General features: G+C 45.3%; 27 protein-coding genes. 1 reads left to right on the top strand and 26 read right to left on the bottom strand.

All coding sequences use genetic code 11. The features are described 5' to 3' along the window. Nucleotides 1-121 precede the first annotated feature (121 nt). The 14 genes from ACKKE8_RS01725 to ACKKE8_RS01660 form a co-directional block, all read right to left on the bottom strand. Nucleotides 122-430, bottom strand: coding sequence for a phage tail assembly protein (locus ACKKE8_RS01725; RefSeq protein ID WP_409176662.1), 309 nt, complete (start codon nt 428-430; stop codon nt 122-124). Between the two features lie 62 nt (nt 431-492). Beyond that, nucleotides 493-1,020 carry a phage major tail tube protein gene (locus tag ACKKE8_RS01720; protein ID WP_409176661.1) on the bottom strand — a complete coding sequence of 176 codons (528 nt, stop codon included), beginning with the start codon at nt 1,018-1,020 and terminating at the stop codon, nt 493-495. A gap of 18 nt (nt 1,021-1,038) precedes the next feature. Beyond that, nucleotides 1,039-2,499, bottom strand: coding sequence for a phage tail sheath family protein (locus ACKKE8_RS01715; protein WP_409176660.1), 1,461 nt, complete (start codon nt 2,497-2,499; stop codon nt 1,039-1,041). Further along, a complete protein-coding gene (locus ACKKE8_RS01710; RefSeq protein WP_409176659.1) occupies nt 2,499-2,792 on the bottom strand; it encodes a hypothetical protein in 294 nt (97 codons plus the stop codon). The genes ACKKE8_RS01715 and ACKKE8_RS01710 overlap by 1 nt, the downstream gene beginning before the upstream one ends. 1 nt (nt 2,793) lies before the next feature. Continuing rightward, entirely contained in the window at nt 2,794-3,270 is a 477-nt protein-coding gene (locus tag ACKKE8_RS01705; protein WP_409176658.1) for a hypothetical protein, read from the bottom strand. Beyond that, nucleotides 3,267-3,824: a phage tail protein gene (locus tag ACKKE8_RS01700; RefSeq protein ID WP_409176657.1), complete on the bottom strand. Its 558-nt coding sequence runs from the start codon at nt 3,822-3,824 to the stop codon at nt 3,267-3,269. The genes ACKKE8_RS01705 and ACKKE8_RS01700 overlap by 4 nt, the downstream gene beginning before the upstream one ends. Beyond that, the gene (locus ACKKE8_RS01695) at nt 3,821-4,156 is read right to left on the bottom strand and encodes a hypothetical protein (RefSeq protein ID WP_409176656.1); all 336 of its coding nucleotides are present in this window, start codon (nt 4,154-4,156) and stop codon (nt 3,821-3,823) included. Before ACKKE8_RS01695 ends, ACKKE8_RS01700 begins: the two co-directional genes overlap by 4 nt. Next, nucleotides 4,143-4,505 carry a hypothetical protein gene (locus ACKKE8_RS01690; RefSeq protein ID WP_409176655.1) on the bottom strand — a complete coding sequence of 121 codons (363 nt, stop codon included), beginning with the start codon at nt 4,503-4,505 and terminating at the stop codon, nt 4,143-4,145. Before ACKKE8_RS01690 ends, ACKKE8_RS01695 begins: the two co-directional genes overlap by 14 nt. Continuing rightward, on the bottom strand, nt 4,502-6,505 hold the full coding sequence (locus tag ACKKE8_RS01685; RefSeq protein WP_409176654.1) for a prohead protease/major capsid protein fusion protein: 2,004 nt from the start codon (nt 6,503-6,505) through the stop codon (nt 4,502-4,504). The genes ACKKE8_RS01690 and ACKKE8_RS01685 overlap by 4 nt, the downstream gene beginning before the upstream one ends. Beyond that, nucleotides 6,450-7,934, bottom strand: a complete 1,485-nt coding sequence (locus ACKKE8_RS01680) for a phage portal protein (RefSeq protein WP_409176653.1) — start codon at nt 7,932-7,934, stop codon at nt 6,450-6,452. The genes ACKKE8_RS01685 and ACKKE8_RS01680 overlap by 56 nt, the downstream gene beginning before the upstream one ends. A 5-nt stretch (nt 7,935-7,939) precedes the next feature. Further along, entirely contained in the window at nt 7,940-8,167 is a 228-nt protein-coding gene (locus tag ACKKE8_RS01675) for a hypothetical protein (protein WP_409176652.1), read from the bottom strand. After that, nucleotides 8,164-9,978, bottom strand: coding sequence for a phage terminase large subunit family protein (locus ACKKE8_RS01670; RefSeq protein WP_409176651.1), 1,815 nt, complete (start codon nt 9,976-9,978; stop codon nt 8,164-8,166). The genes ACKKE8_RS01675 and ACKKE8_RS01670 overlap by 4 nt, the downstream gene beginning before the upstream one ends. Further along, nucleotides 9,965-10,480 (bottom strand): hypothetical protein, encoded by a 516-nt coding sequence (locus tag ACKKE8_RS01665; RefSeq protein ID WP_409176650.1) that lies wholly within the window; start codon nt 10,478-10,480, stop codon nt 9,965-9,967. The genes ACKKE8_RS01670 and ACKKE8_RS01665 overlap by 14 nt, the downstream gene beginning before the upstream one ends. A gap of 285 nt (nt 10,481-10,765) precedes the next feature. Then, nucleotides 10,766-11,386 (bottom strand): hypothetical protein, encoded by a 621-nt coding sequence (locus ACKKE8_RS01660; protein ID WP_409176649.1) that lies wholly within the window; start codon nt 11,384-11,386, stop codon nt 10,766-10,768. A gap of 1,008 nt (nt 11,387-12,394) precedes the next feature. On the opposite strand from ACKKE8_RS01660, the gene ACKKE8_RS01655 reads away from it, so the two are divergent. Further along, nucleotides 12,395-12,754 carry a hypothetical protein gene (locus ACKKE8_RS01655; RefSeq protein WP_409176648.1) on the top strand — a complete coding sequence of 120 codons (360 nt, stop codon included), beginning with the start codon at nt 12,395-12,397 and terminating at the stop codon, nt 12,752-12,754. 291 nt (nt 12,755-13,045) lie between these two features. Here ACKKE8_RS01655 and ACKKE8_RS01650 read toward each other — a convergent pair whose 3' ends face one another. The 12 genes from ACKKE8_RS01650 to ACKKE8_RS01595 all read right to left on the bottom strand — a co-directional run bounded on the left by ACKKE8_RS01650 (nt 13,046) and on the right by ACKKE8_RS01595 (nt 19,208). Next, nucleotides 13,046-13,210, bottom strand: coding sequence for a hypothetical protein (locus tag ACKKE8_RS01650; RefSeq protein ID WP_409176647.1), 165 nt, complete (start codon nt 13,208-13,210; stop codon nt 13,046-13,048). Nucleotides 13,211-13,247: 37 nt separating this feature from the next. Further along, complete coding sequence (locus tag ACKKE8_RS01645; RefSeq protein ID WP_409176646.1) at nt 13,248-13,886, bottom strand: hypothetical protein; 639 nt, start codon at nt 13,884-13,886, stop codon at nt 13,248-13,250. Nucleotides 13,887-13,908: 22 nt separating this feature from the next. Further along, on the bottom strand, nt 13,909-14,706 hold the full coding sequence (locus ACKKE8_RS01640; RefSeq protein ID WP_409176645.1) for a Rha family transcriptional regulator: 798 nt from the start codon (nt 14,704-14,706) through the stop codon (nt 13,909-13,911). A gap of 102 nt (nt 14,707-14,808) precedes the next feature. After that, entirely contained in the window at nt 14,809-16,134 is a 1,326-nt protein-coding gene (locus ACKKE8_RS01635) for a replicative DNA helicase (protein WP_409176644.1), read from the bottom strand. After that, nucleotides 16,131-17,093 carry a DUF4373 domain-containing protein gene (locus tag ACKKE8_RS01630; protein WP_409176643.1) on the bottom strand — a complete coding sequence of 321 codons (963 nt, stop codon included), beginning with the start codon at nt 17,091-17,093 and terminating at the stop codon, nt 16,131-16,133. The genes ACKKE8_RS01635 and ACKKE8_RS01630 overlap by 4 nt, the downstream gene beginning before the upstream one ends. A gap of 36 nt (nt 17,094-17,129) precedes the next feature. Further along, entirely contained in the window at nt 17,130-17,381 is a 252-nt protein-coding gene (locus ACKKE8_RS01625; RefSeq protein ID WP_409176642.1) for a hypothetical protein, read from the bottom strand. After that, the gene (locus ACKKE8_RS01620) at nt 17,378-17,638 is read right to left on the bottom strand and encodes a hypothetical protein (RefSeq protein ID WP_409176641.1); all 261 of its coding nucleotides are present in this window, start codon (nt 17,636-17,638) and stop codon (nt 17,378-17,380) included. The genes ACKKE8_RS01625 and ACKKE8_RS01620 overlap by 4 nt, the downstream gene beginning before the upstream one ends. After that, nucleotides 17,631-17,912, bottom strand: coding sequence for a hypothetical protein (locus ACKKE8_RS01615; RefSeq protein WP_409176640.1), 282 nt, complete (start codon nt 17,910-17,912; stop codon nt 17,631-17,633). The genes ACKKE8_RS01620 and ACKKE8_RS01615 overlap by 8 nt, the downstream gene beginning before the upstream one ends. Before the next feature lie 145 nt (nt 17,913-18,057). Next, a complete protein-coding gene (locus ACKKE8_RS01610; protein ID WP_409176639.1) occupies nt 18,058-18,213 on the bottom strand; it encodes a hypothetical protein in 156 nt (51 codons plus the stop codon). A gap of 23 nt (nt 18,214-18,236) precedes the next feature. Continuing rightward, nucleotides 18,237-18,491 (bottom strand): helix-turn-helix domain-containing protein, encoded by a 255-nt coding sequence (locus ACKKE8_RS01605; protein WP_409176638.1) that lies wholly within the window; start codon nt 18,489-18,491, stop codon nt 18,237-18,239. A gap of 37 nt (nt 18,492-18,528) precedes the next feature. Further along, nucleotides 18,529-18,852: a DUF771 domain-containing protein gene (locus tag ACKKE8_RS01600; protein ID WP_409176637.1), complete on the bottom strand. Its 324-nt coding sequence runs from the start codon at nt 18,850-18,852 to the stop codon at nt 18,529-18,531. A 131-nt stretch (nt 18,853-18,983) separates the two neighbouring features. Next, on the bottom strand, nt 18,984-19,208 hold the full coding sequence (locus ACKKE8_RS01595; protein ID WP_233220639.1) for a helix-turn-helix transcriptional regulator: 225 nt from the start codon (nt 19,206-19,208) through the stop codon (nt 18,984-18,986). Between the last annotated feature and the right edge of the window lie 41 nt (nt 19,209-19,249).

Genomic DNA, 19,249 nt, shown 5'->3' with positions numbered 1-19,249 from the left:
CCTTATCCCCCTTTTCCGCTGGCTTTCTCTACTGTTTCCAGCCACCTATAAAATTGTTGAATGGGCATGTTCAGCCATTCATGCAACGAGTCAAATCTGGTCATGTATAACGCAGCCAGCATTAGTCTCTCGATTGCATCCCGGCCGCCAAGCCCCATGCGAACAAAAAATTGTTCACCGTATTTGTAACAATGAGAAAATCAGGGGCAGCAAGGGATAGGATGTCATCCACTAGCAGTCCTGTTGCTTTTGCTGCGATAACAGCTAGACCTTTTTGACCATTCAATGGGTGGAATGTGTTATCACCCAGCGCTCTTGCTTCTTCCTCTGCGTCGATCATGTCTCGACCTGTCAGCTTATTAAGATTCAAAGACAATTCCTCGATAGAATTTCCATCTTTCATAAGAGGCTCGATAAGTTTGATCTCCATTGTAAAATCGCTCCTTTGCATGAATAAGCGCCCGCATATATCAGCGAGCGCTTTTGAATGAGTTACATACCTAAGGCTTTTCTTATATCCGCTTGCAAGTCTTTACCATCAACCACAAAGACAAAATTCATTTTGTCGATCTCAACAACTGTGCGACCATTTATATCAATTTTTAGGTAAAGAACTTCGATTTCCGTTGAACCATCAGTCGAACTCCCTACCTCGTATTTACCAGGATCGACTTTCGTTGTCTGACCTTGGACAACGACACGAACAGATGTTGTAACTTGTGTTCCTTTTCCGGCATCGTACTCCTGAAAGGCACCACGACAATCAATTCGTTGTTCCCCTCCGAGCATGCTTAACATATCTTTGACAATCGTTCGCCAATTGATCGTCAATTTCATACTTTGAAGGTGCCCTATGGTACGTGCTTCGTACTCTCCCATAATTCCAGCGCCCTTGACTGTATCCGTCATGAATTCAAAAGAGGGCAGCTGAATGTCCGCTACCCCCTTCAAATCATTGGAACCGTCCTTATACACCCGGAAATTAGTTAGTCTTTCTGGGATTGTGTTTACTCCCGCCAATGTGATTCACCTCCTGATTTAAGCCGCAAACAGCGTGCTCATGTAACTTACATCGTATTCCAATTGGAACTCCAGAACCTCGCCCGGTGTTGGGGAAGCTAAGAAAACACGGAAACGAACGATACCGTCAAGCAAGTCCGTCGTTGGATTGTCTTCTTCTCGAAACTCAATGCGTCCCCCAAGTAGCGCGCCTCGTGCAGCTAATCCATTTAACCAGATGTTCATTGAATCAATCACAGTATCGATCAGACGACGATTCATAGGGTTATCGACCTTCTGCCAATACGTCAAGATGATCGTGTTGGCTACCCAGTTGAATGACCTACGGACAGGGATGAAAGAATCTTTCACATCCGTGATACCAGGGTAAGCCGCAGTGCGGTTGCCCCAGAGCATCCACCCACCAGTCCAATTTAGGGCTGTCATGATGCCTTGGCCATTTAGATAGCTTGCTTGCTCTTGGCCAAGCACTACCTCTTCCCCTGCATCATTGACAAGGCCAATTGCTTGTAGGGCTTTGTTGGATGGTGACTCGTATGGAAGGTCATCATTCTTTGCATCTACCTTGCAAATCAAACCCGCAGTCTGCGTAGACAAGTGATAAATCTCATCACCCAGTTTTACTTTTGGCCAGCAAACCACCTGTAGAGGATCGGTGTAATTGTTGTCGTTTTTCCATGCAGGTACCTCTGTGTAGCGATCGGCACCCGTTGCAGAAGAGTCAACGTCCGTCACGGAAATAGCTTTGAACAGCCCGTTTATGTTTCCAGATTTCGCTTTCATAATCGCAGCAACCACTGGATCGTGGCTCCAACCAGGAGCAAGGATTTGACCAGGGACAAGGCGGAACATCGGGAACACCTGGTTGATCAACTCAAGTCCGGTGTATTTTCCGGTTGCTACGTCAACGCCTCCGATTAGGTCTGTTTTGGTCACTGCTGATGGATCAAGATGCGTAAAGGAGACAGCGAGGCTCGGATGACCGTCTGGTATTGCACTGCCTGGGATAGCAGTTAAAACAACCTTTCCCGCGCTGTCAAATGCGGCTGTGTAGTCCACATTCTTTTTCAAGGGCTCTCCTGCAGCTGTTAACTTGACAGTAAGACTTCCAAGCATAATCCCATCCTGTTCAATCTTAGCTGCTCCTTTGATCAACGTAACCGTGCTGTCTGTTACCTCTTTTTTGTGCTTCGCAGGGTCTAAAACATTTACAAAGACTACTGGAGCCACATTAAACAACTGAAAGTGGCTTTTCATGAACTCACATAAGGAGTAATTTTTCCAGTCAGAAGAGTAACCGATTCCCTTTACTGCTTCTTGATACGTGTAAGCAAGGAACGGCTTGTTTACAAACTCTTGTGACTCAGCCAGGTTGACTGGTGCTGTACCAAAAACCACTGGGAGACCCGCTGACACACGAACCGGAGAGATAATGGAAGTGGGATTTTCGGATATGGTGACCCCATGTTTGTAAGCCATTATTCACCGCTTCCCTTCGCGTAAGACTTGATTTCTTCGTTCCATGTGTGTTGCGCCGTCCCTTGAATTCGAATAGCCGACAGAGTATTTGCTAAGCTTTCCGTAGGAACACATAGAAGTTGAATGGCAGGGCACTTTTCAGTGTGTGGCTCAAGCTGTTTTGGTAACCCACCAATGTAACTGGTGGCATGCATTAAACCCATTTTTGGCAGGTTTGGGCCGCAATAGATGAGGGTGTTATTCGAGTCTGCGGCCTTTTTTTGATCTCCCTCTTGCTTCTGATTTTTTGCCAACTCACTCACTCCATTCTTCGTGTACTTGTGGCATGGTTACTTTCAGAGTCATCCCCGCTATCCATTCTGGAAAAGGTTGCTCCTCTAGCAACTCATCTTGAAATGGCCTTCGAACTTCAAAAGGCCCTCCGATAAGTGGATGGGCCAGTAGTTGTTGCTTGATTCTTGTCAAAACATTCATCGGGTCGCGCCAACCGTTTTCATCGTCATTGCTATAGGTGCAGACAATAATTCGGACATTAGCTAGGCATCCACCATCCTCATCGTCTGAATCCAAGTAGCGCACGATGATCCAAGGAACTTCGGGACCAGCATTCGGATTGGCCGTGTATCGCTTGCCAAGATATCCGGTGTAAACGTCTGGTGCCTTTCTCAGACCCTCTACTTTTGTTTCTAAGCGTAAGTCCCTGACTATCTCTTTAATTCGTGATGCCAGGATGTCGATCATGTCATTTGGTGTCAATGCAATTGCATTCATGTCTGGCCCTCCAAAAGACGGTTTATTTCATGCTCCAGGCGCTCATCCATGACAGCAGTTGCTCTCTGTTCCACAGCGTCGGTAACTTTTACGTTGCCAAGCATTTGCGGAACAGAGGGACCATACAACTGCTCAATGGGGAATCGAGCCTTGCCAGCCCGCTTGAACACACCGAGATGGCCACTCTTCAACTGTGTTACAAAGGCTTTTTTGATAGGGCCACCCTCGCCGCGTTTGACGCGAACAACAATTTCTTTCTTCCGCTTTGGCTGGGGCTTTTTCGGATTAACCTGAAACTTGGTAAGAGCGAAAACATACCCTCGGGAGACTATCACAGCATTCAGATTTGACGGACTCGCCTTTGACACTTTGATTGTATCTAGCACATCTTTATGTCTGATATGGTAAGTCTCCCTGGCCTTTCGTGACGCTTCCGTTTTGGCGGAATCAACTGCCCTATTCATAGCGCGAGAAAGCGCCTTTTGAGCTCCACCAGGGATATGCTGCAAAAGACGCTCCGCTTTTTCAATCTGTTCAGCTGTGAACTCAATCATGTCTGATTGCCCTCCAGGTCAATCACCAGGACACCCATTTGATTATCGCAATCGACCACTCGATACAATTCCCCATCAATTCTCATATGAGAATCTGCCATGGGGACAACAGGAAAATCAGAAGCATAGGCATACACTTTTATCGTACCAGTGTAGATACCTTCAGACATGCTGTAGTAGTCAGTGGATCCCTTCCGCTGTCTTCCTGTTGTAGCATCTTTGTCAAAGACGATCAGAAGTTCCCTACCATCTACGTTATGAAGTTCGCCGAATTCGTCCGGATTCATAAAAACGGCAATATCTTGGGCCACAAGCTCCTTAAAGTTCAGCATTGTCGGCTCCCTCTTCCCTCTTGGCAAGCCAGGTTTTGTATTGCTCAACTCGCTGCTCTTCCTTGGGTGCTGGTTCAATGTTCAAGCGAGCCAGAAGCGCCTTTTGTTCGTCAGCTTTCAGCTTGCTGAACTCTTCTGCGGTAGGATAATCGAGCTCCAGAACGTCTTCTGCAGTAGGGGAATCCTGTTTAAGAGAGTCTTCATTCTCGGCGGAAACCTCCTCGGGTTGATCAGATAGAAACCCGTTTTCTTTCAGCTGCTCGATCACATCAAGGGGGAGCTCGCCTTTTACGCTCTCCCCTGGCATAAACAACCGTCCGGCGAAATTTACTGGATTGACTACTATCATGGTGTCACCTTACCAGGGTTTTTATAGAGTCCACGGTAATCCAAGACAGTAACCCCATAATCGAAATAGATTCGGAAGTCCATACCAAGGCGATCAAACGGGATGTCTGTTTCCAGGGTTGGCTCCTCTTGTCCTCGCAGGTACGTAACCTCTACCGTATCGGCAATGTTTTGATCGGCTGCAAGATACCAAGCGTCTGCGCTGTGTGCGTCCAGCTCTGCGTCCACAATCACTGTGTAGGAATTGCGGAAGACGTTGGCCACGCCGCTGTTGTTGCTGCTCAGATCAGACTCGGAACGCATGAATTGCGCCGCATCGGTTTCTAACGCTGCTGGAACGAGCAAGAATTTCGGAGAAATGTTCAGAGTTGCAATACCACGTTGGTCTTTCTGAGTCCGCATTTTCAAGCGAGCTTCGCTCATTGTTTCCTTGCCGATTACTCCTGCCGTCCCTAGGTTCTTGTGATCCGCATGGAAGAGTGGTTTGGCGTCGAAAATAGCAGGATTGGTGGCCAGCATTTTATAGACGAGTTGGTTAATACCACGTTTTGCGGCCATGACATAAGCAGCAGGAACACGAGACAGCATGGAAAGATCGTCATTGATAAATGCCTCTCGTGTGAAGCCCCAACGCTTGCTGTACGTGAGTACGGCTTTAGTTACCTTCTCGTCTTTCATTGCGGTGTCATACGGAATAGGGTCATTTTGCGGCGTACGCTCCAAGTTGCCCGCCTCGCTGATCCGGTAGTGTTCAGCCGCCTTGAAATCAGGATTTGAGCCCCGGCTCGTCCACAGTTGGAATGTTGTTGGTGCTTCCTGATACACCTGAGAAAGTGTTTTGTTGACCGCGTTAGATACAATGCCTTGGAACGTACTGTCAGGACTCAACGCACGTTTGAGCAGATCCTCATCCCGCAACAGGTGTGCCCCGGATTCTCCAGCTCGTTGCAAGCACTCGATTGCGACGTCGCGTAAACGCAAGCTGCGAAGTTCCATAGCACCCGCTGCAGGCTTCTCAACGTGGCGGCCAGCACGCATGAGCAAGGCGTCTGAGGCAGCAGCACGGAATTTATCCGCTTCTTCGGTTTGGACAACCACCGAGGTGGCTTGCGGCTGGTTAGCGCTGATTTGCTTCTGCAAAATGGCATCCTTTACAGCCTGAACCGTTGCCCCGGTGCGGATAAATTCATCGCCTTCCATGCCAAAAGTCCGGCAAAGCTGAGTAATCTCTGTTACTCGAGCACGTTCTGCCTCTGCTGCCTGACGCTGTAGATCCTCTACGTTTACTGCAGGTGGTGCTTGCGGAGCTGCTGCACGTGTTGCAGGCTCTGGTGTAGGTGCCGCTCCTCCACCTGGCAACCCAGTATCCGGGACCATGTATCCTTGTGCTTGCAAAGCCAATCGTTTCAAACCATGCATATTAAAATCCTCCTGTTCAAAAGTTCTTCCAACACCAACTGACGGATCTGCCGGAGTTGGCTCGATGCTAATTTCAAAAGGTTGCCACTTCAATGCGACGTAAGCCGGGCCTGTGTGACGGCCATTAGCAGATGATTTACCTGCTTTGACCTCCTCCCACGAGCTCACCGAATAGCCAACGGACACGCCTTTGATCATGCCCTTGTTAACCTTCTGGAAAATCTTGTCGCTCTCTTCGTCATCGTCGAATTTCACGAGCGCCCGTGCTTTTCGCTGCGACTGGTCGAGCCAAACCTTTTCGATAGAGCCGATCGGGAGCTTTCCATATCGCGCATCTCGACCATGTGCAAACAACAAAACGCCAACTTCCTGGAGTCTCGCCAGGTCGATGGCGTCTGGATCATGGCTCAGGACCTCCTGGCCGAAATATCGTTCATAAGGTGCCTCTGAGCTGAAAGATAGCTCAACCGTCCGGTCATTCTCATTAATCGTGGAACGATCGAGCGTCAATGTTCGCGTAAGCAGGTTATTCGTCGGGCTGCTGTTTCTTGTCAGCACCGTCGGAAGCATTATTCTCCCCACTTGCTACTCCTCCCGTCAATTCTTGAATCAATTTTATTTCTTCGATACGCTGCATTACTACCTCACGCCAGTCCTCACCCCTTTCTGCACAAATTCGGGCGAGCGTATCTTGATTGGATTCCAGTGCTACCCTATTGGCACTTACCTCTTTCATTGGGTCGATCCAGGTACTTCCTGGTGGAATCCATAAGTGAGCACTGTATTGCTCCTTCTTTTGCATGAAATCTCGGATATCCAATTGCCCTGTCATAAACATCGTCTCCAGAAATTGGAGATAGATTGGTGATAGAACAGTTCCTATCAGCGAGCGTTGCATTCTTTTGTATGTTTTACGGTCCTCGATGAGCCCTTGTCGAGCACTGGAATAGTTTACGTTACTCATGTCACGGGATATCGCTTCATAGCTCAACCCAATACCGGAACCAACCATCCGGACCAATGTACTGATAAAATCCTTGGTGTTTGATGCTTGACCAGATGGGATGACTGTCTGCACTTCATCACCGGGATTCAGCTCCCCGATCATCCCGGGCGAAAGCGACATTCCGTCATAACCCGTATTTTTTCCTGTAGGATTCACGCCCCGGCCAATTGATCCGGTTGGAGATGCTTTCTTAATGAATACAGATAAGCAAGCCAGCACACGCTCTTTTACAGATACCGCTTCAATAAACTGGTTGGCGTCCTTGATCCGAGGGATAGCTGTACGCAATCGAGATAGTTCCCGCACTTGACGTGGAGATGTTTTTCGGCGCCAAAAGATCACCTTGTCCGCTTCAATACGGATACTTTCACCATGAAGTTGCCGGATACCGTCAAACTTCTTGAAGTGATAGGCAAGAGGTCGGCCGAATTCATTAATCTCGATCCCATCCACAACACGTTTTCCTCCGAATGATGTGGTTAATGAATCTAACTCGTCCACTTCTCGTACCTGTAATTTGAAAGGAAAACGCTTGTCATCTGTAAACACCTTAACGATAAGAATTCCGCCATCAACAACATGCCGACGAACAAGCATTTCCTGAATCTCTTCAAGTGATTGCGTCGCGGTAATGTCGCAGTTCTCAGCTTTGCTGAATTCCTTCCACAGCTTTTCGATTCGCTGATTGATTTCTTCTGCTCCAGCAACTGTTTTTGGGACCTTGGCTTGCAAGGTCATTCCCGCGCCTACAACATTGCGCTCGAATGCATCGATAATGGATTCTGCTACATCACTGTTTCGTTCCAGGTCCCGCGCACGACTGAGTATGAGATTCCTTTCAGTTCTCATTTTATTTTCATCGGCAGTTGCTGCTGGATTCCAATTACTGTTTAGTCGGCCACGCGATCCGGAGTCATACAAAGCATCCATACCAGAGCGCCATGCCTTACGTTTGTACGCCCATTCTGGGCTGATTGTTGCGATTGTTCTTTCCAACCAATTCAAAACGACTACCTCCCTTCAAAGACGGCAACTTTGAAGATTCCGCCGCCGCTTTCAAGCACTTCAATTTCTCTTTCCAGGCGATCCCTTTCTTTGTAGAGCAGTCCGAGGTCAGCTTTTTTAATTCTTCTGGGTCCAATACTGTACTCTTGAGCCCCGTTTTGAATCGCAAGAATTGCCTTGTTCAATTGCTCCAGTTGCTCGCGGAGTCGAGCAAGTCTTTCTTCCGGTGTCATAGCCACTTGTCACCTCCTACCCAGTTATTCGCAGATCGTTTTTCCTGCTGATTAGGTGCCGGAGTTTCTTCCTTGATCGGCTCCTCATATGTCAAATATCGAATGCCAAGGCGATCAGCTGCAAAGGCTGCATAAACCTCAGTATCCAAATAGTGGTTATCCGCTCCGGACGTCTTTAGCTGCCAAACATCGATTGTTTTCCCGTTTCGTTTGATCTCGACTTTATGCTCGGCTGTTATTTGCTCGGCATATTCTCGATCACACCCCTCATACACGTACCATCCGCCTGGCTCATTCGGCTTGCGGGCAATACGGTTTGAAATCAGATCCTTGTAATAGCCCCCGTCGATCAAATAAAGAGAAATACCAAAAAGTCCTTTCTCTTCACGGTCGATCTTGGTCAGTCGGAATTTTGCTGGGATTTCATTACTTGCCCCTTTTATCGCTACAGCCCATTCGCTGTTCCTTGCACAAAAATCGTACGTGTCATCTGGATTCCAGCCAGAGTCGATAGCGCAAAGACTTACATAATACTCGAATCCTTCCTTTGATCGGTACAGAGCATTCATTACGTCTTCGATTTCTGCCCACGTTTCACAGAAGCCATGTCGGACGTTCCAGCTAGTAATCTTCTCCCCCCACGCCCGAACAGTGTAGTAGAATCGATCCTTTTGCACGTCCACTCCGCCAGTAAGGAAAATCGTTCGATCTGGGACAACGCCCTCGTCATAACCGCTTGTCCGCTTCAAAACCGTGTCACTACTTAGCTTGACCTGTGTTTTTTCCCACGGCTCTGCCAACCAGCTGTTAATGAAGTTCATGAGCGTTTCAGAATCGCCCTTGCTGATAATGAATTCGTAAGCAACATCACCGAAACGCACCCATGGGCTGTAAATTGCATTCAAGTGAAAGGCGGTTTTAGTGGCCAATCGAGTAGCCCCTGTAGAATCGCGCCACTCACCGTTGCGAAGCATCGTCGGTTTGTGTGCGTCTCGAATTGCCCCTTTACACTCTTCGCACTCGTAGTAAGCTGTCTGTCGGATCTGCTCAGCAGGCAACTCTTTGTTGAACTTGATTCCACCCTTGAACTTGAACGTTTGATAGTGCCCACAGTGCGGGCATGGGACGTAGTATTGCAATTTCACGTCCGCTTTTTCGTACGCTTGCCAGATCGGGCCATTCTTTAGCGTTGGCGTCGAAGTCTGAACAATCTTCTTGTTGAATGCGAACGTTTTTGTCCGCTCACGGGCAAGGGATCGTGGATCGGCTTCTTTCCCGGCATTCTTGGGGTACTTGTCTACCTCGTCCATGAACAAGAAGCGAATAGGACGGCTTGCAAGTGAGGCTGGGCTGTTTGCCCCAGATATAATGGCATACATCCCGTCGAATTGTAGTTCAAGGAGCTTACTTTCGTCTTGTTGAAACTTGTTTGCAAGGACTGGGCTCAGCTGCATCATTGGCTGGAGTCGATTTTTCGAAGTATATTCCGCCAGTTCGAGAGTCGGATAAACAATGAGAGCCGGGCTGGGGTCCTGAGCCACAATAAATCCAAGCATGTTATTCAGAGCTTCTGTACCGCCAACTTGTGTAGGCTTAACGAAAATGATCTCTTCGACGCGCGGATCAGTGAAGGCATCCAAGATTCCACGCAAATACGGTGTACGATCCGTGGACCACTGACCAGGCTCGGCTGATGTTTTGGTGTCCAGAATTCTGTACTTATCCGCCCATTCGGAAACGGTTAGCTTTTCAGGTGGTTTCAGCACCTGCAGTGCGTCCATCAGCCACTCTGGCCAGTCATTTTTTCGCATCGTACACACCTCTTACGGACAGCTGCAACAAAACCGCATTTGTCGTATCGGTGATATTTTGTTCGATGATACGCACCTGGTCAGGTTCAACGTATGGTGCAATTTCCATTGCAACCTTCCTGCTATGACCTGCCATTGACCTTCGCAGGGTAACAAAAAAACGTTGGAGCTCACTCACAACGTCATCTCGCTTTACGTATTCACCGTTTGCTATGGCATTCTTCAAAGTGGCCGCTGCCGCCTGTTCCCTCTTCAACTCCGCTTCGTATCGAAGTTTCATTTGTGCATGTGACTCGTCTTCGCCGCTTGCTTTGGCACCTTCACGTTCAGCTCGCCAGCGAATAACCTCACGCAAATCAAACCAGCCTGTTTTTACCTTTGGCAAGCCTGCTTTTGTGTAGTTCTGGAGCGTATTTCGGTGGATATCTAGCACCTCACATATCGCTGTAGAACTTAGACACAGCTTACCTTCAATCTCTTTTACTGCTTTGCTGATATCCATTCCGAAATCACCTCCTCCATGCATAACATGCACAATGGTTTTTTTGACTTATACTCGGTCAGATCTCGGGGCTCATTAGACCCGCATAGGGCCCACCCCTCCGGAAGGACCCGCGGCCCCAAATTCACAAGAGCCTTGGGAATATGACCAAGCTGATGTATGCAAAAAGCCACCCGGTTATTTTCCAGAGTGGCTTATTCATCTTGCGTAGCCTTAGTATAGAGTTTTATCGACTTGCCTGCACAAAACGTCTAAAGTGTCCATTTTGTCTAAAGTGTCAACCTTTCAAGAGACTTCATCGTTGCCGTACATTAGCCAGGCCATTTTAATGATGACAGAACGTTTTATCTCGTAGTAACGTTGCCTACTAACTCCGATCTGTCGGGCTATGAAGTTATTTTTCTCTCCGTCCATAATCGCGTCCAAGACTGTCTTTTCCTTTTCATCTGTAATGCCTTCCACTGCCTGATCAATACGTTTCACGGTTTCCTGTAGCTTCGACAGACGTTTCCACTTTCTTTCCCTTCTCACGACCTCTGCATGTGTTTTATCTCCGTTCTTGCCCTTCCCTTTTGGCTGAGACGCGTCAATTCCATAAGCACCAACTGTACCCTCTCCTGCGTCCTCCAGATACCCTTGCAAGCGGTCTATTTCGCGCAACATGAAGTGATAGTCTCTTAGTTCTTCTTCCGTTCGTTGCAACCACTCCATTGCTGGTTCCAGGTCCACGAAAGCGATCTGCCCATCGTGATCCTTCAATCCTTGCTGGCTAACAATATACTTGTCCCACTCCGGGCAGGTGTCGATTTTACCAACGTGGAGGTTGTGGACACTACAGATCGATTTCTTGCCCCATTGAGTAGCGGGACATTTTTCGCAAACACGTTCGATCAGTTTATCGTTCACCTACACCGCCTACCCTTTTCTTAATTCTCATTTAACAAATCTTGTGTTTTGTAACCAACAATCCCCATTTTTCGTAATTCCTTTCGAAAGGAGCACTCTCTTATGACAATCATATTGATCCTTTTTATTGGATGGATTCTAATCCTGAATGCAGAGTCTCTCCAAGCTAGATGGATATACGTATTGTTAATTACCCTTACTGTTATTTTTTTGTTTTTACTAGCCCTTCCGTATATGAACGAAGATTGGACTGGGCATTAGGTCAGCGTTTAATACAATTACCGATTTGTTAAGCAACGTAAATGACTACTTTCATAACTGACAGACTAATGACTTTCTGGGCTGTTCCTAACTATCTATTCAGTTTTTAAAACCTCCTGATCTATACATTCAATTAAACTTGTAATAATATGGTTAAAAATGAAAATGAGGTGTCCATTTGCTTGGAGTAAATGTCTTCTTTTTTGTTACTTTGCTCGGTGTTATAGGGTCATTACTGTGTACAGCAATTATTATCGGAAGACGATGTACAGAACCATCAAACGAACTCAGAAGACAAGTTGCAGTGCTTACCCGTGAAGTTGAAGAATTAAAATCTAAGAAGTTAAGTTAAACTTTAAGCATTTCTTGCTTAAGGTTTTTTTATTTCTCTACATAACTATTGCGTTAACACCTCGCAGTATATGGTAAAATGTGGTTTAACCTTCTGGAATGAGGTGTTTCCATGAAATTTATTGATTGGTGGATAGTAATCATTTGTATTGAACTTGGAGCCATAGCTTTTTCTCTTTACAGAAATCACACAAGAGTCTTGGTATTTCTCAAATTACTACTCACAACAACATTAGTTGTTGGATCAGTCCTCCTGTTCAAAGAACTGATGATTGATCTAATCGTTTCATCATAGGCTTTTCCTTAATTACGTTTATCAAGTTACACATTGTGTGAAATTTTCTGATCATGTAGACTAACTCTCCACACTATATTGGTCTTCTTATAGGGGTATTTATGGATAAAGAACAAGTGTATGCTGCTGCCTCAATTATCGAATCTAAGTATTATCAGTACCAACATACAAATGGTTTACATCGTCAAATTAGAAATCAAATAATTGTACGGATCCATATCGATTTAGAAGTACCACTTGAAGTAGCAAGAGATATATACCGTTTTGCTATAGAAAACAAAATTCCTAAGGTATGGTACGCACTCGTAGAGAGAGCTGAAATCTTTGAATTCCCTTCCAAAGAACTTATACCTGAGGCAGTACGTTTTATCAGTGAGGATTCACTGAAAGAAATTATTGCTAACAGACTGCGAACGGAAGAAAGAATCTCTCGTGAAATTGCTGAGTTGGATTACGATTAAACATATTGAGCAATTTGTAAATAAACAAATTTCGTGATACATTTTTTTGTAAAATACTGTATATAGGTGAGTTTTATGAAAAAAACAACTTTACTCAAAATAGTTTCAATTGTAATTTGCTTGTTTGGTCTTTATTTAATGATAACTAGCCTGGATTCCGGTTTATTCGGTATCCTTTATTTGGCTATTGGAATTTGGAGTTTTTTTGGCAAAATCGATGAGTGATTTAACATAATTGATCTTGTGTATCCAGATGCATTCGATCCGCGCCACTGGATACACGTTATCAATTTAATTAATCAATCCGTGTTTCTCTTCTGCTTCGATTGCCATTTCATCTACATGCCCCAACAGGCATCCCAAGGTACAAAAATGATCGACAGATGGCTTCTTGCTTACCAATATCCACTCTGGCTTGTCCCCCACGATCTCTTCGTCACAAAAAGCACATTTCATCGCTTGTTCCTCCTTGTTTATTGGTGAAGACAGTGGATTAATCCACTTGGCAAACGTGTGCATTGTAGTCTTTGTTGGCTTCCCCAAGTAAGCAGGCCAGTTGCTCCAAGTTGGCAGCCCGTTTATCGAATGCGTTAGCTGTTTTAATCCTCCCAGCTCGTAAATGCGTTGCTGCTTTATTCTTACTTTGATCCACTTCGCGATGGATTCCCGATACAGCATCTAACACAGCTTCAAAATCGAGACTTCTGATAAAGTAGGCCAGTTTTTTCTCTTCTTCCGTGAACTCTGGTTCATCGATATCATCATCGTTCTTTGTGTCGTCATAGCTTTTTGCTTCCTCAATTCCTTCTGGTGGAACAACGCCGCTATTGAACCACACAACATACTCCGAGTCATTTTCTGCGATGGTTATCATAATTTGGCTGTCAGTAATTAATTTTCCGAATGAGTGATTTTCCCGCTCGAAAGCAAAGTCTGCTTCGCCCATTTTTACAATTATTTCGCCCTCTTCCAGAAGTTCAACATCAACCTCAACTGCTGCGATACCGATAAGCGGATCATTCCCTTTATATCGATTAAATTCCAAACTGCATGTTACCCCATGTGTTTTCATTACCTTAAACAGATGCTTTACTTCTTCTACGCTAGAATCAATCATTTGAATTGTTGTCATATAAATCCGCTCCTTTAGTGGTTTAGTTAAAAATTCGTTCACTTTTTGCTTTAGCTAACATTCCGACGAGAATAGAGTGAAACTTGTCCAGCGCACCCATTCGCACCATGACATCGATTCCGTTGACCATTTTTTTGAGTGTCGATTCGGCATATGGGCGGCCGATGCTTTTGATTCGATCTGCATTAATCTTGTCCCGCTCCCGCTGCACCCGCTCCAAGACGTTTATGCCATGCTGGTCCTTCATCGTGTCATAAATGCGGTTGTATATTTCGTTGTGCCCCATTCGAGTCCATCGAGAGTATTCGTTAATCAGATCGACTATCTTGGCTGCATCTGGCACAGCCGTCAGATTGACGGTTATGGTCTCAAATCCTTCTTGCAAAGACTTCACTTCCCGATCTCGATCTGCCTCCCGCCGTTTTCTCTCCATTTCCTCACGCTCTTGTTGAGCCATCCTTTGGGTGATAGTGGCGAGAATCTCCATTGTGGTTAATTGTGGTTGAGTCTGCTGGAGAAGTGTTTGCTCCAACAAATTGAATGCTTTAATATAGTCCTCTTTGAACCGTCCGGCGTCCTTTCCGGTATAACCCATTACCAAGAAGGTAAACCCGTCTCGGGTCATATCGACCTTGGGATAAACGCGCCCTCTTTCATTCGTATAGATTGACTCCTCAAAATTGAGGAGTCGAAATTCCTCACTACAATCTAGGTTTCTTATGTCTCGCAATACGTTATCATGGGCTTTATCAAACTTTTCAGCGACCAACAGACTGTCTGTTCTTACTTTTCCATTCTCGATGAAAACGAGCTCGTCCAACGGTTTTCCCTCCCTAGAATAATTTTTGGAATAATTTGAGTGGATATTGACAAAGGTCATTACAACCAATTCGCCTAAAACCCGAGAATTTTACAACCAGACTTATTGTTGGTAATACACCTCAAAGATTCGTTGTATTGGTTTGTTAAACTGGAGTAGGATATCTCGCTCGGTGCTGCCTCTACGTACTTTTCTCTTTCTTAATCGATGAGTAGCGCTCGGAAACTCCTTGATTTGCTCTTCGGTCAATCTCTCCAAGAAAAAGGTAGCATCCGTGTCGTTAATCATCTTTTTGGCCCCTTCAAGGTTGCCTTCCTCGGTGAGCTGGGCAAGTAAGATAATCGGTACTCTTAATTGTTGGGCCAGCTTCTTTGCCTCTTTTGTGATCTTGGCCATTACCTGCCATTCCTGCATACCCTTCTTCATTTCCGCATCCATTTCCATCCGCCCAACATAGTCAATCACAAGCAGATCAAGTTGACCGTATTTGTGCTTGAATTTCCTTGCCAAGCCCTTTGACTGTCCAAGAGTAAGGCTAGGGAGTTCTGAAAGGTAGATGTTTGATTTCGAAAATTTTTCATGGGCAAATTCTATGTTTTTGCGTTTTAGTGCAATTTGCTCCGGTGTACCTCGTAACCGTCCCGTAAAAATCTCCTCGAATGGTATGCCTGTCATTTGGGCCACAAAACGAGTGACCATTTGGGATGCAGTCATTTCGGTATTTTCGTAATACGTGAGATATTCTTGAGAAAGAGAGGCCAACGCCGCAATATTTTGTGCAAGCGCGGTCTTCCCTTCCCCGGATTGCCCAGCTACGAGAATGAGGTCGCCCGGTTGTAGACCGTACAAGCATTTATCAATCCCCGGGAACCCATAAATCGTTCCGTTGGTTTGCGTCCGGCTCAATTGAATACCTAGTGGCTCTGAACTGGATTCCCTCGTATAAAAATCATCCATGGATTCGATGGCTGCCGTTTTTGGATCAATTATTTCCCGGTTCTCCTCTGAGAAATGAATCGACATCATTTCGTTTTCTATGACGTCCGTCAACTCACTGGGTTTGATCGAGGTATCCAACGACAGTTCCTGGAGCTTTTTCCCGATCTTGAAATAGGTCCTACGTTGGTGGTATTCAAGAAATCGTTTGACCAAGTATTCCGCTCGTTCAGCGCTTACGTACTCCGATGAAGCTCGAATGATTGTCTGATTAACCGTCGGGTCATCTGATTCAGAAACAGCAGTAACAGGATCGGTTGGTTTTCCCTCCTGATCCAACCGGATCAACAAATCGAATGCTTTTCCGGCGTCTGGAAAGTAAAACTGGTCAGGCTTAATTTGTGTGCTTAAATCAGCGAGAGTTGCTTTGCTATACATTGCCAATGCAAGAATTTCAATCTCTGTTTGGGAACAATGCGGTAGTGTTATCATTCCAATCCCATCCCTGGCATCGGTTCGTACTCTTCCTTTGGTGATTCAGATAGATTGACTTGAGGTGATGGCTCACCCTTACCGCCTGCTGTTGTCTTATTGCCTCCTACTACCTGAGCAGCAGCCATTTCTATGCCTAACTTCTCATAATGCTTTCGGAAATTAGTCGGGCTTAATATCTGCCGCTGCCAGAATGTATGACCAGAAACCCAATCAATGAGTCGCCTTACCTCGTCCTTATCACGTTGATCAAGCTCAATAATCTTTCTACACTCATCTGCCCACTTCTGTAGGTTGGCATTCCTAACAAGATGGGCAACACCCAACCCCTCCGCATACTCCATGATCTTTTTGTGCATGTAAGCGGCAATTTTAAAAGCAAGGGTGTCCTCGGCATACGTTTTGGTATGTCGAGGGGTGTTTCTTTTATTCTTTCCTTTACTTTCCTTTACTTTACTTTGTGGTGTTTCTGTCACACTTGATTCACTTTTACTTGGGTAAATGTGTACATTAACTGTTGTTCCCGTAACATTAACCACTTGGATAGGGATTTTGAATTTTTGTGATAGCTCTTCGACATCGACAAGTAGGTATTCGTTGACAAACACGACCTCTTTCCGCCTCTTAGCTGCCTCGATGTAACGTTTTTGGAATCCTTTAGAGGTTAAAATATTGTGATCTTCGTAAAGTTTCTGATGGAAAAAACCCCACTTAATGCACTCATTAACCACCTCGATAATCAAGTTAATGTCAACATTAACTCTGCTTGCGAACACGTATTGCTCCTTTTCGCTCCAGTGATAGAAATAACCGTTTCGATAAATCTCCATCATGAGTTTGATTATGATACCAAACCCCTGCATCCCGAATTTTGCAATTGGAACCACAAGTTTATCGTCCTGGTCAATATCCAAATCTAGCGGAAAATAATCCAGCCCTTCTTTTTGGGGACGTGCCATGAATCCTCACCTACTTTGTTGCCGATTTCTGTTGTTTTACATTGCCGTCAGCGCGGGCCCTTCTTGTTGCGGTTGTTGATAAAACTTTAAGAACAGTTCATATGCTGCTATTGGACCGTCTTTCTTGTTTACATCGCTAATCAGCCTTAACTGATCGATGTGAATTTTGTCTTCTATGACAGCCTCGGTAATTATTTTGATCGCGCGTGCAGATGGATCACCGTCTGCAGCTCTACGGCAGATGTCTGCATATCGTTCAGATAGGCTAAGAGCTGTTGTCTTACTCATGCTGATCGCCTGCTTTCTTCAATGCGTGCACGTACTGCTCGATGCATGATGCCGAGCAAATCGTCCCGCAGATAATCTTCTCCCATCATTTCATCGAGGTTCGAAAGATATTTCACAGAGTATCTACCAAGTACTGCTTGAAACAATTCTTCTGGAGTGGAGTAATCCAGACGCTTCAAACCCAGCTCCTCGCACACCTTATCCATCAAAGTAATGAAACTGTTGAATTCAGTAAGCACATTGCCCGGATTATGCATAAAGCTCCACTCCTTTTCCTTGTTCTTCTCGAAGAAGATCACGCTGCTTGATAGCTATATTTTTGAGTTTAGGCACTAGATCACTATTGCATGAGCCTCGAGGAGCAGAAACAATGTATACCTCTAATTCAGCCAGCGTCATGCGGGACACAACTGCTTCCCACCACTCTAGGAATGAAAGGCCTTTGCCTGGAACGATAAACGTTATAACATCCACTCCTACCCCTTTTGACAATTCAAGGATCGTCGTAGCTGCCTCCTCAAATGTTTCCACACTAACCCCTCCCCATTTGTAGGAGGACAAACTTTTATGTATACATATTTGCAACATTCGCTATAATAGGTAATAGCGAGGCTTGTCCTCCGTTGATTCGGTTGTCATTTCCCCTATCCGCCAAGATACTTAGGAAATGACCGTCTTACCCCACCTGTTGGTAGCAGGTGGTTTTTTCTTTTTCTTGCATGTTAGCCATCACGAGTAACCCCGCAAATGCTTCTGCGCTGATCCGGCTCTGCAACTCCGGATTAGTCATAATATCCTCAACCATTTCTGCTGGAGTAGCTAGGTTCTCCATCCTCTTTACACCCCCTTTCAAATTCAGGCTAGTTCCTGATTATTCATTAGTGCCGCTTGCCTCTGTGCAAGTAGTTCGGATTCTGAACCGAAATGGATATGATTCCAAGAAATGAACCCATACAAGATTAAGAGTTTATCAACCAATTCATACTCTGCTCTCCCGCTATCAATTTCCCAGCGTTTAAGAGTTCGAACGGGAATCCCAGTTTTCTCGGAAACTTCTTTCAGCTCCATTCGGCAGTTTAGCCGAGCCTCTCGCAGTGAAAGTCTATGCATACCTTTGCTCACCTCCTTTCGGGCTGTCTAAGCCACATTAGGCAATAGTTTTTTGGGCATTACGCCCGTTTAGATAATGGAAGTGCTGATCTAAGAACACCTGCATTTCCTTCGCTCGAAACATCCACCTGCCACTTTCACGGCCATTCGATATTTCAGCCATTTCCTCCTTGAATTCAGGATTCAGCAAAATGTTTTCGATAAGCCAATCGCGCTTTCTGCAAGTCTCCGCTTCAAGTCGTTTCAAGTCCCACCAGCAGCCAACGCCATTATCGTTTAACACGCTCTTTACCTTTTCTTCGACAAGCTGATAAATGTATTGATCGTCGATTGTCACTCTGATGGCTGATTGAGTACTCAATACTTGTTTCTCCTTTCTTTTATAAACAGTATTTTAAATACCCAAATATACCAAAAAATAAATGCCTTGCTTGGGTATTGACAATACCGTTGTGTATAGATAAACTAATAATTGGGTATTACAAATACACTTTAAGTGCACACGATGTCCTTAAATAGTTGTTCTGGAGTTGATTCCAATACACCGCATAACTTAAACATTAAGGGGATACTAGGATTAACTCGACCGTATTCAAGACTCTTAATGTGCTCAAAAGTGACTCCTACTAATTCAGCTAGTTGTGGTCTTGATAGACCTTTAGAAATTCTAGCATTAGTTAGCTCTGGTCTTTTTTGAGTAGCCAAATCGATATTCACCTCACTTGTTGTATTTGTTTCAAATTATAAATGGTATTTTC

The sequence above is a fragment of the Brevibacillus fortis genome (assembly GCF_046196545.1).
Taxonomy (GTDB): Bacteria; Bacillota; Bacilli; order Brevibacillales; family Brevibacillaceae; genus Brevibacillus; species Brevibacillus fortis_A.
This window is presented reverse-complemented; position numbering and strand designations above follow the sequence as displayed.

What these genes read in the sequence shown, in the direction of transcription:
- ACKKE8_RS01605 (WP_409176638.1), bottom strand. Translation starts at nt 18,491, where the DNA reads ATGCATAGACTTTCACTGCGAGAGGCTCGGCTAAACTGCCGAATGGAG.
- ACKKE8_RS01670 (WP_409176651.1), bottom strand. Translation starts at nt 9,978, where the DNA reads ATGCGAAAAAATGACTGGCCAGAGTGGCTGATGGACGCACTGCAGGTG.
- ACKKE8_RS01645 (WP_409176646.1), bottom strand. Translation starts at nt 13,886, where the DNA reads ATGACAACAATTCAAATGATTGATTCTAGCGTAGAAGAAGTAAAGCAT.
- ACKKE8_RS01705 (WP_409176658.1), bottom strand. Translation starts at nt 3,270, where the DNA reads ATGAATGCAATTGCATTGACACCAAATGACATGATCGACATCCTGGCA.
- ACKKE8_RS01665 (WP_409176650.1), bottom strand. Translation starts at nt 10,480, where the DNA reads ATGGATATCAGCAAAGCAGTAAAAGAGATTGAAGGTAAGCTGTGTCTA.
- ACKKE8_RS01690 (WP_409176655.1), bottom strand. Translation starts at nt 4,505, where the DNA reads ATGATAGTAGTCAATCCAGTAAATTTCGCCGGACGGTTGTTTATGCCA.
- ACKKE8_RS01625 (WP_409176642.1), bottom strand. Translation starts at nt 17,381, where the DNA reads ATGAGTAAGACAACAGCTCTTAGCCTATCTGAACGATATGCAGACATC.
- ACKKE8_RS01635 (WP_409176644.1), bottom strand. Translation starts at nt 16,134, where the DNA reads ATGATAACACTACCGCATTGTTCCCAAACAGAGATTGAAATTCTTGCA.
- ACKKE8_RS01630 (WP_409176643.1), bottom strand. Translation starts at nt 17,093, where the DNA reads ATGGCACGTCCCCAAAAAGAAGGGCTGGATTATTTTCCGCTAGATTTG.
- ACKKE8_RS01675 (WP_409176652.1), bottom strand. Translation starts at nt 8,167, where the DNA reads ATGACACCGGAAGAAAGACTTGCTCGACTCCGCGAGCAACTGGAGCAA.
- ACKKE8_RS01620 (WP_409176641.1), bottom strand. Translation starts at nt 17,638, where the DNA reads ATGCATAATCCGGGCAATGTGCTTACTGAATTCAACAGTTTCATTACT.
- ACKKE8_RS01700 (WP_409176657.1), bottom strand. Translation starts at nt 3,824, where the DNA reads ATGATTGAGTTCACAGCTGAACAGATTGAAAAAGCGGAGCGTCTTTTG.
- ACKKE8_RS01695 (WP_409176656.1), bottom strand. Translation starts at nt 4,156, where the DNA reads ATGCTGAACTTTAAGGAGCTTGTGGCCCAAGATATTGCCGTTTTTATG.
- ACKKE8_RS01715 (WP_409176660.1), bottom strand. Translation starts at nt 2,499, where the DNA reads ATGGCTTACAAACATGGGGTCACCATATCCGAAAATCCCACTTCCATT.
- ACKKE8_RS01650 (WP_409176647.1), bottom strand. Translation starts at nt 13,210, where the DNA reads ATGAAATGTGCTTTTTGTGACGAAGAGATCGTGGGGGACAAGCCAGAG.
- ACKKE8_RS01610 (WP_409176639.1), bottom strand. Translation starts at nt 18,213, where the DNA reads ATGGAGAACCTAGCTACTCCAGCAGAAATGGTTGAGGATATTATGACT.
- ACKKE8_RS01655 (WP_409176648.1), top strand. Translation starts at nt 12,395, where the DNA reads ATGGATAAAGAACAAGTGTATGCTGCTGCCTCAATTATCGAATCTAAG.
- ACKKE8_RS01725 (WP_409176662.1), bottom strand. Translation starts at nt 430, where the DNA reads ATGGAGATCAAACTTATCGAGCCTCTTATGAAAGATGGAAATTCTATC.